Consider the following 16,140-nt stretch of genomic DNA (forward strand, 5'->3'; position numbering starts at 1 on the left):
ATTTATAAATGCTATGTTACCTCGTATTTCTATGAATACACTCATTATTCATCTGGAACAAATTGAAACCGTTGTTTAGTATGTATGTATCCCGTCTTCGCCATTAGCCAATCCTAACTCTATGAAAAAAATAATTAAGCGGCTGGAGATCATTAAAAGCGCCATTGAGCTTGAAGATGATGACATTGTCCGCCAGCAACTTCCCTACCTTAAAAGTGAAGCTGAAGATGCCGCGCTGGTGTTTATTGTCATGGCGATTGAGCAGGGAAAATTCAGTGACGCGCTGAAAGCCATTTCGGCGTGGCTGAACAACAAACATGGCGTGACACAGTGGCAGGATCTCGAATTGGCTGCCTGCAAACTGGAGCTGAAAGCGCTGGAGGAGCAGTTACGCGAGTTAATCGATAAACGAAATGAGCGGATTCAGTTGCTCGATGACTTTAACGATCTCTACCATGTCCGCCTTGGCCCGATCACCAAACAGATCCTGAATTTACGCAAGCAGTTGGCGGAGAGCACCCTGCGCAAAGCCGAGGCAGAAGCCCGCCGCAAAGAGCGCGACTATCGCAACTGCCAGCAATATATTGCTCAGGCCATCGATGAGTTGGCGGCGTTAAAGCAGCGCTGGCTATCGCTCTCCCCTATTTCCAGCGAAACCATAGCGATACGTCAACAGATCCAACAACAAACCGAATTGGTGACCTCACTGCTGGCCGAAATCCAAGAGCTGGAAAACAGCTTTTATTCGCGCAATACCGAATCAACCCGCAAAGCCCGTGAAGAGGCAAAAGAGAAATACGAAAGCTATCAGGAGCAGCAATATGATGCTGAGCAGCGGCATGACAGTGATCGAAAACTCTCTTCTGATCAGCGCCTTGAGCTAAAACGCTTGTGGCGGCAAGCCAGTCGGCTATGCCACCCCGACTTAGTGGCGGATGAGTTTAAAGAGAGAGCGCATCAGTTGATGGTCCAGCTCAATCAAGCTCGCCAACGAGGTGATTTCGCGGCGATCCATACTTTGCTGGAGAGTTTGAAGCAGGGGCTTGAGCCGCTGATGGCGAGCGACTGTATTGATGATCTTGAGCGACTTCGCCGGAAAATCAATGAAGTGAGAGACCAAATTGATGCCATGCTGCGCGAACTGGCTGAGTTGGAAGGCCAAGAGTCTTGGCGACTCGTCACCTCCCATGCCAATAAAGATGAGTGGTTCAAATCACAAGAGAAAGTGTTATCCAAGATCCTCAACAGTCTGGAGCAACAACTCGAAGAGGCCGCCTCAGAGGTATTTCAATTCTGCGGGAGTATGAGATAGTAGAAATTGCCTAAACTCTGCGGCAATGATGCGCATGATTAAGTTCGTCTTCATTCTCAAATAAGGTCATCAATGATGAAAGATAACGAATACCAGCCCCCGAAGGTCTGGAGTGAAAACAGTGAAAGCGGTGGTGTGTGGTCTAAGATCAATCGGCCCACTGCTGGCGCTCGATATGAGGCCACCCTGCCCGTCGGCAAACATCCCCTCCAGCTCTACTCTATGGCAACCCCCAATGGGCAGAAAGTCACCATTCTGCTCGAGGAGCTACTGGCACTCGGCGAGAAAGGGGCAGAATACGATGCACACTTAATCCGCATCAGTGAAGGCGACCAGTTCTCAAGTGGCTTTGTTGCCGTCAACCCCAACTCAAAAATCCCTGCGCTGATGGACCATTCAACGCCCACGCCAGTTAGGGTGTTTGAGTCAGGTGCGATTCTGCTCTATCTGGCCGACAAATTTGGTCATTTCCTGCCGAAATCCCACGCGGGCAGAACGGAAGCCCTGAATTGGCTGTTTTGGCTACAGGGTGCAGCCCCCTATTTGGGCGGCGGTTTTGGTCATTTTTATCACTACGCGCCGGTGAAAATTGAGTACGCGATTGACCGCTTCACCATGGAAGCCAAGCGCCAACTCGACTTGCTCAACACCCTGCTGAAAGACCGCGAGTACATCGCCGGTGATGAGTATTCGATTGCCGATATCGCCATCTGGCCTTGGTACGGCAACTTGGTGCTGGGCCTGCAATATGAAGCGGGTGAGTTTTTGGATGTAAAATCCTACACCCATCTGCTGCGCTGGACCGAAAATATCGGCAAGCGCCCCGCGGTACAGCGCGGCCGCATTGTTAACCGCACGTGGGGTGCTCCCGAAGAGCAGTTGCCAGAACGGCACGACGCCTCAGACTTCGATCGTTTGAAGTAATCTCAGAAAAGTACGCTGGGGAAACTCACCAGCGTACTGACTCTCCGCTAATTCCTTCACTGACAATCTCTCGCGATGGCTATTGATTAGCTAGCCAGGGCGATGTTGTGCTCCAGAAAATGATATCAGCGCCGAGATAATCTTCTGCGAATTGAACAAACTCCTCCTTGCTGAATGGCTTACCTGTCTCTGGATTTTTGTAGGTCAAGGTTGGCTCCTGCACTGCCATGGCAACCAGAGCCAGCTTACTTTTATATTGGTTGAAGAACGGATATGAGTTCTTCATTTGTGCCTTGCGCTTGGGAACAATATCCGGGCCGCCAAGCCCAATGTTGTTGGCACTGGCGAACTCAAACAATCGCCCCATGTAGTTGTGGTCGTTGTTCCATTCACACGGCCAGAAATTAACATATTGCACCACATGTGATTTGGTGAAGACCTTACGTGCAAAGGCGAGATTTTCCATTTCACTGGCGAAATAGTTATCACAGGAAAATCCCTTAGGTAGCCTTTTTTCATCCAGATCAATAGCTGTTTCCGGTAGGTTGACACCATAGACTCGGCCATCGAAGCGCTCTGCAATCGCGGCCAATAGAGCCTGATAACGGTGGCGCACAGCGGGGTCCCACTGTTGTGCCACCCAACCGGAACCCATGGGTTTCCCTTCACCCGGATTGTCGAATTGAGGCGAAATTCCACCACCGTACTGGGCATCATTCATCAAATAATCAGGTACATATCTGGCATTTTGCTCGAAAAATCGATCCTGTATCTGGATGAAAAGTTTTTTGTTGGCTGTCTTGAGACGTGCCAGATCCTGCTCAATCTGTGAGAAGTCATATTGGTCCTTCTCCGGCTCGAGTGACCGCCAATTATAAACGATCTGTGCGCCGCCAATGTCGCTACGCGCTATAATGATTGAGGCCGACTCGAGGTCACCAGAACTGGTATAGACAAAATTTTCGGGCGTTTTAGCCAATACGGAGAGTGTCGTAGCAAGCAGTGTGACTGCAACAATGGACCTAATGTTTATGGTCACGAGATTTTTCCTTTTTGAAATTTGATCCCTAGCCGTTTAGCCAGACGATGGAGGTTGCCGGTATCCAGATTGAGCGCCCGCGCACAGGCCGACCAATTTTGGCCATTCGCTTCCAGTGTTTTGCTGATCAATTGCCGCTGAAAATCGCGGGTGGCTGAGGAGAGATCGATGGCCGTCAAATCCTGTTCATCACTTAACGTCATCAGGGTAACAGGCCGCGTCACGGTAGCGGAAATGTTAAATAAGTCAGCCCGGAGGGAATAAGATTCAGCCCCCTGCTGTGAGGCGCGGGCCAATACGGCGGCGCGATAAATGGCATGTTCCAGTTCTCGGACATTGCCCGGCCAACTGTAACTCTCCAGCATACCCAGTGTTTCGGCGGGTATTCCCAGTTGATTCAGCCCCAGTTTTTTTCGGATGCGCTCGACAAAAAAGCCCGCCAGCAGGACGACATCCCCTTTTCTCTCCCGCAATGGCGGAACATGGAGCGGAAACACGCTGAGCCGATGAAAGAGGTCAACACGAAACTGCCCTGCTATCACTGCCTGTTTCAGATCGCAATTGGTCGCCGCAATGATCCGCACATTAACTCGCTTGGAGCTGTCATCACCCACGCGTTGCAGATCACCATATTGGATCACCCGCAGTAATTTGGCCTGAAGCACCAGTGACAGCTCACCAATCTCATCCAGAAACAGTGTGCCGTGATCCGCAATTTCAAATTTACCGGTGCGGTCATGGATGGCCCCAGTAAAAGCGCCCTTCACATGACCAAACAGTTCACTCTCAGCCACATTTTCAGGTAAAGCGGCACAGTTTAAATAGATCAGTGGTTTGGCCGACCTTGGCGATAAGTGGTGAATGGCTTTGGCGACCAACTCCTTACCCACACCCGTCTCACCCGTAATCAGCACATTCAGCTCTGAACCCGCCACCACACCGATCTCATGCTTCAGTTGCGCTATCAATGGCGAGAGGCCAATCATTTCGTCTTCCGCGTGTGGCATCGGCGGTTTTGGGCTGTTGAGTGCAGACTCCGTCGGTAAAGCCTGCTTCTCTAATGCATCCACCAACAGCGCATTATTGAGTGCCGAGGAGGCCAATGCACCAATCAATTTCAGTTCTTCATCGCTAAAGCCATCAAATTGCTGCGGATTCATGCTGTCGAAAGTCAGTGCGCCAATCAGCTCCTGATCCGCAAACAGCGGCAGCCCAATGCAAGCATGGACTTTCAACTCATCGTGACCGGGGATCAGACCATCATAGGGATCAGGTAGATGGCTGTCGGTGGGAAAGCGCACCACATTTCCCGCGCGGGCAATGGCTTCAAGTCGGGGGTGAGATGAGAGCGAAAAACGCCGACCCAGCACATCCGGCGATAAACCATCAATCGCCAAGGGGCGAAATAACTGCTGTTCATAGCGCAGCAGCGCTGAGGCGTCACACTGCAATAATTGCCGCAGACTGCTAATCAGCGTCTGAAAACGATCCTGCCCGGATAGGCCGCTCTGAAGCTCAATGGCGATTTGTGCCAGAGACTGGATGGATAAGCTCATGGTGTGTCATTCCGACAGAGTGTTAGTCGATATGACAATACAGAGCTTGTGTCATAATGACTAATGTTAATTTTTTACTCAGTAAAATCAGTGTGATATGAGTTGGCATAGCCTTTGCATTCTAAGGTGAGGGAAATCATTCACTTTGAGTAAGGTACAGTTCATGGCAATTCAGGTTAAAAATAATATCAAATGGGTTGGGCAACGTGATTGGGAAGTTCGCGATTTTCATGGCACTGAATACAAAACTCTAAAGGGTACCAGCTACAACAGCTATTTGATCCGCGAAGGAAAAAACGTGCTGATTGATACTGTCGATCAGAAATTCGGGCGAGATTTTGTCGCCAATTTAGAGCGGGAAATCGACCTGAATGCGCTCGATTACATCATTATTAATCATGCGGAAGAGGACCATGCCGGTGCATTAACCGAGTTGATGGCCCGCATCCCCCAGACGCCCATCTACTGCACCACCAATGCAATCGACTCGATTAATGGCCATCACCACCACCCTGAGTGGAATTTCATTACCGTCAAAACCGGCGACACCTTGGATATCGGCAATGGCAAGCAACTGATTTTTGTTGAGACGCCGATGTTGCACTGGCCAGACAGCATGATGACCTACATCACAGGTGATGCAGTACTGTTCAGTAATGATGCTTTTGGTCAGCACTATTGCGATGAGCATTTGTTCAATGATGAAGTTGACCAGACCGAGCTTTATGAGCAGTGCGCCCGCTACTATGCCAATATTTTGACACCGTTTAGCCGACTGGTGACGCCCAAAATCAATGAAATTCTGGGGTTCAATCTGCCCGTGTCAATGATTGCCACCTCTCATGGCGTGGTTTGGCGTGATAATCCGACCCAAATCGTGGCGAAGTATCTCGAATGGGCGGCCGATTATCAGGAAGATCGCATCACGATTTTCTATGACACCATGTCAAACAATACCCGAATGATGGCCGATGCCATTGCTCAGGGCATCCACGAAACCGACCCCGGCGTGGCGGTTAAAATCTACAATATTGCTCGCCACGATAAGAATGAAATTCTGACGCAAGTGTTTCGGGCAAAAGGCGTGTTGGTCGGCTCCTCCACCATGAATAATGTGATGATGCCAAAAATTGCAGGCATGTTGGAAGAGCTGGCAGGGCTGCGTTTTCGCAATAAAAAAGCGGCGGCATTTGGCAGTTTTGGTTGGACTGGCGGCGCAGTTGACCGCATTCAAACCCGACTGATGGATGCCGGATTTGATATCTCCCTCTCACTAAAAATGAAGTGGCGGCCCGATATCGATGGGTTAGAAGAGTGCCGCGAGCATGGGCGTAAGATTGCCCGCGAATGGGCACTTCACCCGCTGGTTCCTCTCTCATCCCCTGAGTCCGAAGCCACAGTGATCACGCTACCCAAAAGTAACGCCGAGAGTAATGGTGCACAAACCGAGGTGGCGGTCTCTATGCAGTCAATGCAGTGCAGCGTTTGTCAGTGGATCTATGATCCCGCACTGGGCGAGCCGCTGCAAGATGTCGCGCCCGGTACAGGCTGGGAAAATGTCCCTGAATACTTCCTCTGCCCTGAGTGTGGGCTGGGAAAATCTGTGTTCGACCCACTGTGAGCGAGGCGGTTATGAGTGAAAGTATCACTATTATTGGATCAGGATTTGCCGCCCGTCAGGTGGTTAAAAACCTGCGTAAACTCGCGCCTCAAGTGCCTATCCAGATGATCGCCGCCGACAGTGGCGTGGATTATAACAAACCGGATTTGAGTCACGTGTTCAGTCACCAGCAGAGTGCGGACGATCTGACCCGTCTGTCAGCCGAACAGTTTGCGGCTGACAATAACCTCACTCTGCTCATTGACACCCCCGTGACCGCCATCGATCGGCAGGCAAAGCAGATTGTGTGCGGCGATCACACCTTTGGCTATCACCAACTGGTGCTGGCGATGGGGGCGGCCGCCATTGTCCCCACGATACCGGGTCATGAGTTGATATTCACTTTCAACAGCCAACATGAGTATCGGCAACATCAGGAGAGCTTGCAGCAAGCGCGGCGTATTTTGGTGTTAGGTGGCGGATTGATTGGCGCAGAGTTGGCGATGGACTTACAACGCGGCGGCAAGCAGGTAGTTCTGGTGGATAAAGCCCATCACCTGCTCGCCTCCGCCATGCCAGTGGAGATCAGCAGCCGATTGCAGCATCGCCTCAGCCAAATGGGTATGACTCTGGCGTTTAATCAGGAGTTACTCCGCGTGGAGCAATGCGCCGATGGGCTACGAGTGGTGTTGAGTGGCGGGCAAGTTTACCTCGTTGATGCGGTGATTGCGGCGATCGGCTTAGCCCCTGAAACCGCCCTCGCTGCTGCTGCGGGCCTTGAGACGCAGCGCGGTATTCGGGTTAATAATCAATTGCGCACCTCTGATCCCGCGATCTTTGCTCTGGGTGATTGTGCGGAGATTGAGGGGCGGGTTCTGCCCTTCTTGCAGCCCATCTTGGTGGGCGCGATGACACTGGCAAAAAATCTGTTGGGCGGCGCGGAGTGCCTGACTCTGCCGCCGATGTTAGTCAAAGTCAAAACACCGGATCTGCCACTCTATTTCGCCGGGGAAGCTAGCCGTGGTGATCTCCACTGGGCGATCACCCTAACACCACAGGGCATGGTGGCCCGTGGTGTCGATGACGCGCAGCAGTTACGGGCTTTCGTGGTGACTGAGGCACAAACGCAGCTCGCGTTTTCGCTGCTACGTGAACTGAGCGCTTAATATCCAACTCATTTACACCGCAGTGAAACTCACAATGCTATCCCTCCGCCCCCGTCATAGGGGGTTTTTCCTGCAATTTTCATCACTTCTGCACCAAGAGTCACAAAGGGCGCGCGTCGGCTGGCGTAGATAATCCCGCCCGCTTGGGCGCGTACCGCTTTGACGGTATCGGTGATCGGGTCAATGATTTCGGCCACCACTTCATTCTTGCCTACCCACTCACCCGGTTGACGTAACAGCAGCAGAATGCCACTGGCGGGCGCACTGACAATTTCACCCGCCGTAAACGGCAACATCACAATCTCCCGCTGCGGCATGGCAGGCGCTGGCCCCGTAATTGCGCCTCGGTGCTGCAAATAGTGATAAATGCGTTCGGCATCCGCACTGGCCAGTGCATGGCTCACATCCTGTTGCCCGCGCAATTCGACCGTCACCGCCATGCAGGCGGGGGCCAGTTGAGTGAGACTCGGGTGCTGCGCCGCCAGCCGATGCCACGGCAAACCGCAAGCTTCATCGAAAGAGCCGCCCCCACTGTCTTGTGACAACAGCACGGTGTCGATAGCCAAAAACTGTGCCAGTGTCTCCACCTGATCACGCCAAGCGGGATCGGCATACAGATGTAAGATGGCGTGATCGTCACAATGGAGATCCAGCACCAGATCAGCATCACAGGCCAACTGCAACAGATGTTGGCGGATGGCGACCACCTCACTCGGGGCTGGCAACTCATGCAGTGCCGCCACCATCGCGGCGCGGATTTGTTGCCGCAGCCATTTTTCGTCGCCCGGACGCTTTGCCTTATCTGACAGGATGGATGCCAGCCGAGGCTCTGCCAAGCGGGCCAGATCAGGAAAATCGCGGTTGAAGTTACGGCCACTGACCAGATCGAAACGGCCAATTCCACTGTTCAGCAGCACCTGCGCGATACCTGCCGGGTTTGCCAGCGGCACGATAATGATTTCACTCTGAATTTCGCCGCGCCGTTCCGCCTGACTCAGTAATCTTTTAAGATAATGTAAAACCAGCATGCCGGGCAGTTCATCGGCATGGAGACCGGCTTGCAGGTAAATTTTTCCGCCAAGACCCGGCTGGCCGAAATGAAAATGGGTTAATTGACGCTGCCCACTGAGGGCATGTTCAGGTAACTTATGATGATTGATTTTCATTGGACGTCCTATCTGTGGAAAAGAAAGCCCGGCTTGACCGAATTGACAAAAAAATCCTTGAAATACTGAGCCAGGATGGCCGCATCTCTTATCAGAAGCTGTCTGAACAGGTCAATCTGACCGCGCGCCCCTGTCTGGAGCGAGTGAGGCTACTGGAGCGCGCCGGTATTATTCGTGGCTACAGCGCTCTTATTGAGCTGCCGGAGCCGGAGCACGCCTTTGTGATTCAGGCACAAATTGCCCTTGCTGATCACGGTCAGTCTCAAGCCGCTTTCGAGCAAGAGGTGCGCAAAACACCCGAGGTGCTGGATTGCTGGCTGGTCGGCGGCAGCTTTGATTTTCTGCTGCGCATTGGCTGCCGCAACATGGAGCACTACCGCTTGCTGGCCGATAACTGGCTGACCAGCAAAAAATTTCGGGTCGATAAAATCGTCACCCTGACCGAGTTACAGGTGATCAAGCGATCTTGACTCTGGCTGTTCAATCGTGGCGGGCAAAGGCGAGCCAGCGCCGTTCTGCCCGCGAAAACAGAAAAATCAACATAAAAGTACAGAGCAGATAGAGCGCGGCGGCCATCAGAAATGGGATAAACGGCGAATAGGTCGAGGCATAGAAAGCCCGCGCCACACCGGTGATATCCAGCAAGGTGACGGTGCTGGCTAATGAGGTGGCATGGAGCAGAAAGACCATCTCGTTATTCAGCGCCGGAATACCACGCCGCAGTGTGGCGGGCAGCACCAGCCGACGAATAATCTGCCCCTGACTCATGCCAAACGCCTCGCCCGCGACCCACTCCTGACGTGGAAACGTCACCATCATGCCCGCCAGCAGTTCCGCGACATAGGCGCTGGTATTGAGCACCAGAGCTAGCGTGGCGCAGAAGGTGGCATCGCGGAACAGTAGCCAAAACGGTTGATCGTCCTGCCAGCCTAGCTGCACGATGTCAAATTGCGACAGGCCATAGTAGATCAGCATCAGTTGCAGATAGAGCGGCGTACTGCGGAAGAAGTAGGTGATGCTGCGGATCAGCCAAGAGAGTGGCCGTGGACCAAATGCCTGCCCGACTGCCATCAACAGCGCCAGCAACATGCCCGGCACCACTGAGAGTAAAAACAGTTTGGCGGTCATCGCCAAGCCAGTGGTATCAGAGCCGTCGCTGTATAAAAAGGTTGGCGCGGCTTCCAGCATAGTTTGCAAGTTCATCAGCGCGCCCTCGCCGCAGTGGAGGTCGATAGCGCATAGCGCCGCGCCAACAGGCTAAAGCCCCAGCTAGAGAGTGCAGTAATGACCATGTAGATCATCGCCACCAAGAAGTAGAACAAGAACGGTTTTTGTGTCGCGCGCCCTGCCTGCTCTGCCAGCCACACCATATCTTCCAATCCCAGAATGGAGATCAGTGCTGACGCCTTCATCAATCCCAGCCAGTTATTATTGATGCCCGGAATGGCAAAACTGAGCATCTGCGGCAGCATAATACGGCGGAACACCTGCGCTGGGCGCATTCCGTAGGCCACCGCCGCCTCTAGCTGGCCGCGATCCACCGTTTGAAATGCCCCCCGGAAGGTTTCGGTGTAATAAGCGCCGAACACAATACCAATCGCCAACACACCAGAGATAAAGGTGTTGAAGCGCACTGGCCCCAAGCCGAGTAAGCCGAGGAAACCATTCACCAGCATTTCGCCGCCAAAGAACAGCAGCAGCATAATCACCAGCTCAGGGATACCCCGCACCAGTGTGGTGTAGCCAGTCGATATCCAGCGCAGCCAGCGCGGGCCAAACAGTTTGATCACCGCATTCATCAGCCCGAGGGTGAGTGCCACCGCTAATGAAAGCAGCATCACACACAGTGATAACCCTGCGCCCTGAGCCAGTAATGGCAAATAGTCTATGACCATTATCGGCCTCCCGTCGGGTTTGGCTTGATCAGGCGACTCAGGTGACCATCACGCTGAGTCGCCATCAACATCTTGGTGGCGGTAAAAATCCTAGTCGCCGTAAATATCAAAGCTGAAATATTTCTTCTGGATAGCGTCATAGGTACCATCAGCGCGGATAGCTTTAATTGCGCCATTCAGGGCATCGCGCAGTGCCGGGTTCTCTTTGCCGACGGCAATACCCACGTCAGAGGAGATGGTTTCATCTTGGATAACCGGGCCAGCGAAAGCAAATTTCTGCCCGCGTGGCGTGTCGATAAAGCTACTGGCGGCCTGAATGTTATCTTGCAGCGACGCATTAATACGACCGGACAGCAGATCCAGATAGACATTATCCTGATTGGCGTAAGAGACGATTTTCACCCCCTGTCCACTCCAATGTTTTTTCGCGTAGGTTTCATGAATCGATCCGGTCTGCACGCCGACGGTTTTGCCTTTCAGGCTCGCCACCTCCGGTAACAGCGGGCTGCCTTTACGCGCAACTAACTGCGCCGCACTGCGATAGTAGCGGTCAGTAAAATCGACCTCTTTTTTGCGCTCATCCGTGATGCTGAGTGACGCAATAATGGCATCGAATTTGCGGGCGTTGAGAGCAGCAATCATACTTTCAAAGGGCTGCTTCACGAAGACACATTTGGCGTGCAGATTGTCACACAGCGCATTGGCGATATCGATATCAAATCCGGTGATCTCACCACTGGGGGAGAGCACGTCAAAAGGAGGATACCCCCCGTCGACACCAAAGCTGATGGTCTCAATCGTCTGAGCCGCCACCGGAGCAGAGAGCATCGGTGCAGAAAGTATCAGGCCAGTAAGCAGTGCCGCTAATGTCTTTTTCATGGTTAAGATCCCGGTGTTGGCAAGTGGTGATAAACGGAAAATCCTTAGAAACCGTCACTCATTAGAATCGAAGCGAGAGGCAGGTCAAGCCGCCATCCATTTTTTTAAATTCACTGGTATTGAGTTGGATGATGGGCATCCCCAGTTTTTCAATTTGCGCCAAGGTGTCAGGATAACCCTGCGGGGTAATCAGCGTATCATTGATCCATAAGGTATTACCGGCGTAGGACTCCGCTTCAGGAATCACAATGGTATCAAACGCGGCAAAGGCCGGATGGTGCTGGTAATCTTCCGTCAGCAGCAAAGTGTTGCGGCCTACATAGTTAACAATGGATTTCAGGTGCAGTCCGGCACTCACTTCAATGGCGGTCACCTGATAGCCATAGCGCGCTACCGCGCCAGTAAACTCATCAATGCCCGCCTGATCCGTGCGGGACGTTAGCCCAATGAAGAATTGCTTATCCACCAACAGCACATCGCCACCATCAAGGTGACCGCGCTGGCTCATACGAAACACCGGGCGATCCGTGAAGAGCGGCTCGATGGTGTCCACCTCCCCCTGACGACTCGGCGCACCGGGGTGAGTGATCACCGCCAGTTCTGGCATCACCACGGCGGTATCTTCAACAAAGTGCGCATCGGGGTAAGCGGGAGCCGCAGGTAAAATCGTCACTTTCAGCCCCAGTCGCAGCAAGGTATCCACATAAGCCAAAAACTGCTGACCGGTGGCCGCGATATCCGGTGCGCCCAGTTGGGAAGTGGTCTGGCCGCTACCACAGGTTTCTGCGGGGAGTCTGGCGATGGCTTGAGTAAAGTGCATAGGCGATTCTCTTGATTGGATGGGAGCAAAGGTGTTGATCTGATTATTAAACAGATAGTGTCACCAATCAGGTTGAATCAGCCCATTGCCGCTATACATTTACGCTGTATATGACTTTGAGGGCGACCTATTCCGCTGTTGCACATATAATGAGTTAATGAATGATTTAAATCGCGAAGGACGCTAAATGAAGAGATTACTGGTAGTAATGATTGCGCTGATCCTGTTTGGCTGCGCCAATAGCGGCCATGTCGGGGTCAGCGGCGGGTCGAGCGGGATCTCCAGTATCAGCATTGGCACGGGCGTGCGGCGCTAAAGAGGAGAACTCCGCCGCCTGTGCTTTGAGTACACGCTATCTGCCTGCGAACCTATTGATGTCCATCACCTTTCATCACCCGCCTCCCTTGCTGATCAATGACGATGTCCCCATCCTCTTTGCTAAATGGCCCCTGTTGCGGGTCAGGTAAAATGTCCAGCACCGCCTCCGAAGGTCGGCACAGTTTCGTGCCAACCGATGTCACGACAATCGGCCGATTGATCAACATGGGGTGCGCCAGCATGGCATCAATTAATTCATCATCAGTGAATGTCTCATCGGACAGACCCAGCGCCTCATAAGGCTCTACATTTTTACGCAACAGCGCACGGGCAGTGATCCCCATATTCAAAATCAAAGTCACCAGCTCATCCCGTGAAGGGGGTGTTTCAAGGTACAAAATCACGGTCGGTTCATTGCCGCTGTTACGGATAAGTTCCAGCGTATTACGCGATGTTCCACAGGCCGGATTGTGATAAATAGTGATAGCTGACATAACTCACTCTCTTATTTCAGGTGGCATTACACCACGCCAAAGGATAAACGGATCGCCAAAGCGGCCAGTGTGACAAAGAGCACTGGCAGCGTCATGATGATGCCGACACGGAAATAGTAGCCCCAAGTGATGGTGATATTTTTTTGTGCCAAAACATGCAGCCACAGCAAGGTTGCCAAACTGCCGATGGGGGTAATTTTCGGCCCAAGATCGCTGCCAATAATATTAGCGTAGATCATCGCCTCCTTGACGACGCCCGTGGCAGTGCTGGCATCAATCGACAGTGCGCCGATCAGTACTGTTGGCATGTTATTCATCACCGATGACAGTATCGCCGTCAGGAATCCCGTCCCCATCGTCGCTCCCCACACACCATAATGGGCAAAGGTATTGAGCACGTCGGATAAGATAACCGTAAGCCCGGCGTTGCGCAGGCCATACACCACCAAATACATCCCCAGCGAGAAAATCACGATTTGCCACGGCGCTTCTTTCAGCACTTTTCCGGTATCAATCACCTGACCCCGACGAGCAACCCACCAGAGAATCAGGGCGGCAACCGCAGCCACCGCACTGACGGGCACGCCAAGTGGCTCGAGAACAAAAAAGCCCACCAGTAACAGAGCCAAAACCACCCAACCCGTTTTGAAGGTGCGCATATCGCGGATAGCTTCACGGGGGCGTTTTAGCTTCGACACATCATAAGTTGCGGGAATATCTTTGCGAAAGAACAAATGGAGCATCGCCAGAGTGGCAATGATGGCGGCAATATCGACCGGCACCATAATAGAGGCATACGCGTTAAAGCCGAGCTGGAAAAAGTCGGCGGAGACGATATTCACCAGATTGGAGACAATCAGTGGCAAACTGGCGGTATCGGCAATAAACCCCGCCGCCATGACGAAGGCCAGCGTGGATCCTCGGCTGAAACCCAGTGCTAAAAGCATCGCAATAACAATGGGGGTCAGGATCAATGCGGCACCATCATTGGCGAACAGGGCTGCAACACAGGCACCCAGCAGGATGATGTAGGTGAAAAGCCAACGGCCTCGCCCCTTTCCCCAATGGGCAACATGCAAAGCCGCCCATTCAAAAAATCCTGATTTATCGAGTAACAGGCTAATGATGATCACCGCGATAAAGGTCGCGGTGGCATTCCAGACTATCTGCCAGACCACGGGAATGTCACCAACATGGACAACTCCGGTGAGCAAGGCCATTGCTGCCCCCATGGCTGCACTCCAACCGATGCCCAGCCCCTTGGGCTGCCAGATCACCAAGATTAAGGTCAAAATAAAAATTGCACCGGCCAGCCACATAACACGCTCCAAAAAAACATATCTGTAAAATCGAATATATTAAGGTAAATTTTTAACGTCTACTGACAGACACCGTGACTCTGTTGCAAGCGTTTCACGAGCTGGGCAACTTCGACAAACTGGCACTCTGACGCCTGCGCAAGGATATTGGCCGCCCAAACCGCCAGATGGGGGGATAGCCGATAGTAAATCCATTTCCCCTCACGGCGATCCAGCAAAACGCCGGACTCGCGGAGCATTGCTAGGTGGCGTGAGATCTTCGGTTGTGCTTCCTGAATCGCCGTGGTGATATCACACACACACAACTCGCCAGTTTCCCGCAGTAATAGCAGGATGCTCAGACGTGTCTCATCGGAGAGTAGTTTGAAAAATTGAAGCGGTGTTAGCTGAGGCATATAAGCTCCCTTTGTCAGGAAAAAATCATACTCTGTAAGGTGAGCATGTCAATAACACATTTGATTAAACGAATGTGTTCGCATCCCAAGGCGCGGTCGCCCCTTCACACAATGAGCTATCAATCGCTTGGTCATGATCCTCACAGGTGCCCAAGACACCTGTTTTACTTAATTCTGATGCACCCTACTCTTTACCTCCCCCAGTCTCCTCCATTGAGAACCTTGCTGAAATCGCATCTCGCTCGTAGCCTTGTCGCTGAGTCAAAATAGTGTACAGCTCTGGGCGACGGCCATAGATCCAGCGCCGCCCGGTGCTGAGTGGGATCAAACTGAGATCTAACTGCGCGGTGACCATCATGTCAGCCGCCGCCCATGTCTCCTCAATAATGCGGCCATAAGGGTCGAGAATCATGGCATTACCGGTGCGCACCTCATCATCATCCGCGCCAATACAATTGCTGAATAGGATAAATAGGCCATTATCATGGGCGCGCGCCGGTAACCAACGCATCAGCCATTCCCGACCATTGACGCCACGAATCGCAGCGGCCATCTCCTCTTCTCTTTCCGCACGTTGCTCCCACAGCAATACCGGAATGGGCTTCATCCCATACGGGCTACGCGAATTTGTCCCGCCAGTCTGATGTGGCGCTAATAGGATATCAGCCCCCAATAACGTGGTCGCACGAACATTCTCGACCAGATTATTATCCCAGCAAATGAGAATCCCCACTTTAACGCCCCACGGGGTGTCAAAAACCGTGTAAGCATCCCCGCTGCTGATCGCCGGATGCTCAAATGCATGTAATTTCCGATGCGTATGGAGAGAACCATCGGGCATACAGGCCACATAGGCATTATAGAGCCGCCCGTCGTCTGCCAACTCAATCAGCCCCACGCCAATCAACATCTGATGTTTCACCGCCAAAGCGCGGACCAAGGCAATCGAGGGGCTGCTGTCAATCGGTTCAGCTAAGGCGGTGACTTGATCCGCCGTCAGCTTAGGGACATGCCAATAGCCGGTAATGCACATCTCGGGAAAAGCCAATATTTGAATATGTTGCAAGGCCGCTTGCTCAATGTATTTTTCAATCACTAACAGATTATATTGCTTATTATTGGCTTGATGCTGGAACTGCACGGTTGCTGCTGCTATTAATTGTGACGTTGTCACGATAACCTCCAAAGAATATCACCCGCTGATTTTTATCATTGGTATTACAGCAGCCCTATTGATAACTTTATAATGAATGATTT

General features: G+C 52.3%; 17 protein-coding genes. 6 read left to right on the forward strand and 11 right to left on the reverse strand.

Features of this window, described 5'->3' with window-relative positions:
* Positions 1-121 precede the first annotated feature (121 nt).
* Both HRD69_RS15670 and yghU read left to right on the forward strand, forming a co-directional pair.
* Positions 122-1,312, forward strand: coding sequence for a hypothetical protein (locus HRD69_RS15670; RefSeq protein ID WP_004874364.1), 1,191 nt, complete (start codon positions 122-124; stop codon positions 1,310-1,312).
* 75 nt (positions 1,313-1,387) lie between these two features.
* Positions 1,388-2,236 carry a glutathione-dependent disulfide-bond oxidoreductase gene (yghU, locus tag HRD69_RS15675; protein WP_032813697.1) on the forward strand — a complete coding sequence of 283 codons (849 nt, stop codon included), beginning with the start codon at positions 1,388-1,390 and terminating at the stop codon, positions 2,234-2,236.
* Between the two features lie 79 nt (positions 2,237-2,315).
* Here yghU and HRD69_RS15680 read toward each other — a convergent pair whose 3' ends face one another.
* A complete protein-coding gene (locus HRD69_RS15680; protein WP_032813695.1) occupies positions 2,316-3,275 on the reverse strand; it encodes a hypothetical protein in 960 nt (319 codons plus the stop codon).
* Entirely contained in the window at positions 3,272-4,831 is a 1,560-nt protein-coding gene (gene norR, locus HRD69_RS15685) for a nitric oxide reductase transcriptional regulator NorR (protein ID WP_004874361.1), read from the reverse strand. The genes HRD69_RS15680 and norR overlap by 4 nt, the downstream gene beginning before the upstream one ends.
* Before the next feature lie 163 nt (positions 4,832-4,994).
* On the opposite strand from norR, the gene norV reads away from it, so the two are divergent.
* On the forward strand, positions 4,995-6,452 hold the full coding sequence (gene norV, locus HRD69_RS15690; protein WP_004874360.1) for an anaerobic nitric oxide reductase flavorubredoxin: 1,458 nt from the start codon (positions 4,995-4,997) through the stop codon (positions 6,450-6,452).
* Positions 6,453-6,463: 11 nt separating this feature from the next.
* Positions 6,464-7,597 carry an NADH:flavorubredoxin reductase NorW gene (gene norW / locus HRD69_RS15695; RefSeq protein WP_004874359.1) on the forward strand — a complete coding sequence of 378 codons (1,134 nt, stop codon included), beginning with the start codon at positions 6,464-6,466 and terminating at the stop codon, positions 7,595-7,597.
* A 29-nt stretch (positions 7,598-7,626) separates the two neighbouring features.
* On the opposite strand, the gene HRD69_RS15700 is transcribed toward norW, so the two are convergent.
* A complete protein-coding gene (locus tag HRD69_RS15700) occupies positions 7,627-8,763 on the reverse strand; it encodes a succinylglutamate desuccinylase/aspartoacylase family protein (RefSeq protein ID WP_004874358.1) in 1,137 nt (378 codons plus the stop codon).
* Between the two features lie 14 nt (positions 8,764-8,777).
* Here HRD69_RS15700 and HRD69_RS15705 point away from each other — a divergent pair, with 14 nt between their 5' ends.
* Positions 8,778-9,233 (forward strand): Lrp/AsnC family transcriptional regulator, encoded by a 456-nt coding sequence (locus tag HRD69_RS15705; RefSeq protein WP_004874357.1) that lies wholly within the window; start codon positions 8,778-8,780, stop codon positions 9,231-9,233.
* A 10-nt stretch (positions 9,234-9,243) separates the two neighbouring features.
* Here HRD69_RS15705 and HRD69_RS15710 read toward each other — a convergent pair whose 3' ends face one another.
* From HRD69_RS15710 to HRD69_RS15725, 4 genes are all read right to left on the reverse strand, one after another.
* Entirely contained in the window at positions 9,244-9,966 is a 723-nt protein-coding gene (locus HRD69_RS15710) for an ABC transporter permease (RefSeq protein ID WP_004874356.1), read from the reverse strand.
* On the reverse strand, positions 9,966-10,658 hold the full coding sequence (locus HRD69_RS15715) for an ABC transporter permease (protein WP_032813692.1): 693 nt from the start codon (positions 10,656-10,658) through the stop codon (positions 9,966-9,968). The genes HRD69_RS15710 and HRD69_RS15715 overlap by 1 nt, the downstream gene beginning before the upstream one ends.
* Positions 10,659-10,748: 90 nt before the next feature.
* Complete coding sequence (locus HRD69_RS15720) at positions 10,749-11,537, reverse strand: ABC transporter substrate-binding protein (protein WP_004874355.1); 789 nt, start codon at positions 11,535-11,537, stop codon at positions 10,749-10,751.
* A gap of 61 nt (positions 11,538-11,598) precedes the next feature.
* Positions 11,599-12,357 (reverse strand): dimethylarginine dimethylaminohydrolase family protein, encoded by a 759-nt coding sequence (locus HRD69_RS15725; RefSeq protein WP_004874354.1) that lies wholly within the window; start codon positions 12,355-12,357, stop codon positions 11,599-11,601.
* 187 nt (positions 12,358-12,544) lie between these two features.
* Between HRD69_RS15725 and HRD69_RS20740 the strand changes: the two genes are divergently transcribed.
* Entirely contained in the window at positions 12,545-12,673 is a 129-nt protein-coding gene (locus HRD69_RS20740) for a hypothetical protein (protein ID WP_004874353.1), read from the forward strand.
* A gap of 52 nt (positions 12,674-12,725) precedes the next feature.
* On the opposite strand, the gene arsC is transcribed toward HRD69_RS20740, so the two are convergent.
* From arsC to HRD69_RS15745, 4 genes are all read right to left on the reverse strand, one after another.
* A complete protein-coding gene (arsC, locus tag HRD69_RS15730) occupies positions 12,726-13,169 on the reverse strand; it encodes a glutaredoxin-dependent arsenate reductase (protein ID WP_004874352.1) in 444 nt (147 codons plus the stop codon).
* Positions 13,170-13,195: 26 nt separating this feature from the next.
* Positions 13,196-14,488, reverse strand: a complete 1,293-nt coding sequence (locus tag HRD69_RS15735) for an arsenic transporter (RefSeq protein WP_004874351.1) — start codon at positions 14,486-14,488, stop codon at positions 13,196-13,198.
* A gap of 59 nt (positions 14,489-14,547) precedes the next feature.
* Positions 14,548-14,883 carry a metalloregulator ArsR/SmtB family transcription factor gene (locus tag HRD69_RS15740; RefSeq protein WP_032813690.1) on the reverse strand — a complete coding sequence of 112 codons (336 nt, stop codon included), beginning with the start codon at positions 14,881-14,883 and terminating at the stop codon, positions 14,548-14,550.
* 184 nt (positions 14,884-15,067) lie between these two features.
* Positions 15,068-16,057, reverse strand: a complete 990-nt coding sequence (locus tag HRD69_RS15745) for a nitrilase family protein (RefSeq protein WP_032813688.1) — start codon at positions 16,055-16,057, stop codon at positions 15,068-15,070.
* Positions 16,058-16,140 lie beyond the last annotated feature (83 nt).

It is taken from the genome of Yersinia mollaretii ATCC 43969 (assembly GCF_013282725.1).
Classification (GTDB): Bacteria; Pseudomonadota; Gammaproteobacteria; order Enterobacterales; family Enterobacteriaceae; genus Yersinia; species Yersinia mollaretii.

Excerpts from the sequence above, each read along its gene's own strand:
- norW (WP_004874359.1), top strand. The coding sequence starts at position 6,464 with ATGAGTGAAAGTATCACTATTATTGGATCAGGATTTGCCGCCCGTCAG.
- HRD69_RS20740 (WP_004874353.1), top strand. The coding sequence starts at position 12,545 with ATGAAGAGATTACTGGTAGTAATGATTGCGCTGATCCTGTTTGGCTGC.
- HRD69_RS15710 (WP_004874356.1), bottom strand. The coding sequence starts at position 9,966 with ATGAACTTGCAAACTATGCTGGAAGCCGCGCCAACCTTTTTATACAGC.
- HRD69_RS15715 (WP_032813692.1), bottom strand. The coding sequence starts at position 10,658 with ATGGTCATAGACTATTTGCCATTACTGGCTCAGGGCGCAGGGTTATCA.
- HRD69_RS15700 (WP_004874358.1), bottom strand. The coding sequence starts at position 8,763 with ATGAAAATCAATCATCATAAGTTACCTGAACATGCCCTCAGTGGGCAG.
- arsC (WP_004874352.1), bottom strand. The coding sequence starts at position 13,169 with ATGTCAGCTATCACTATTTATCACAATCCGGCCTGTGGAACATCGCGT.
- HRD69_RS15670 (WP_004874364.1), top strand. The coding sequence starts at position 122 with ATGAAAAAAATAATTAAGCGGCTGGAGATCATTAAAAGCGCCATTGAG.
- HRD69_RS15735 (WP_004874351.1), bottom strand. The coding sequence starts at position 14,488 with ATGTGGCTGGCCGGTGCAATTTTTATTTTGACCTTAATCTTGGTGATC.
- yghU (WP_032813697.1), top strand. The coding sequence starts at position 1,388 with ATGAAAGATAACGAATACCAGCCCCCGAAGGTCTGGAGTGAAAACAGT.
- HRD69_RS15740 (WP_032813690.1), bottom strand. The coding sequence starts at position 14,883 with ATGCCTCAGCTAACACCGCTTCAATTTTTCAAACTACTCTCCGATGAG.
- norR (WP_004874361.1), bottom strand. The coding sequence starts at position 4,831 with ATGAGCTTATCCATCCAGTCTCTGGCACAAATCGCCATTGAGCTTCAG.
- HRD69_RS15720 (WP_004874355.1), bottom strand. The coding sequence starts at position 11,537 with ATGAAAAAGACATTAGCGGCACTGCTTACTGGCCTGATACTTTCTGCA.
- HRD69_RS15725 (WP_004874354.1), bottom strand. The coding sequence starts at position 12,357 with ATGCACTTTACTCAAGCCATCGCCAGACTCCCCGCAGAAACCTGTGGT.
- norV (WP_004874360.1), top strand. The coding sequence starts at position 4,995 with ATGGCAATTCAGGTTAAAAATAATATCAAATGGGTTGGGCAACGTGAT.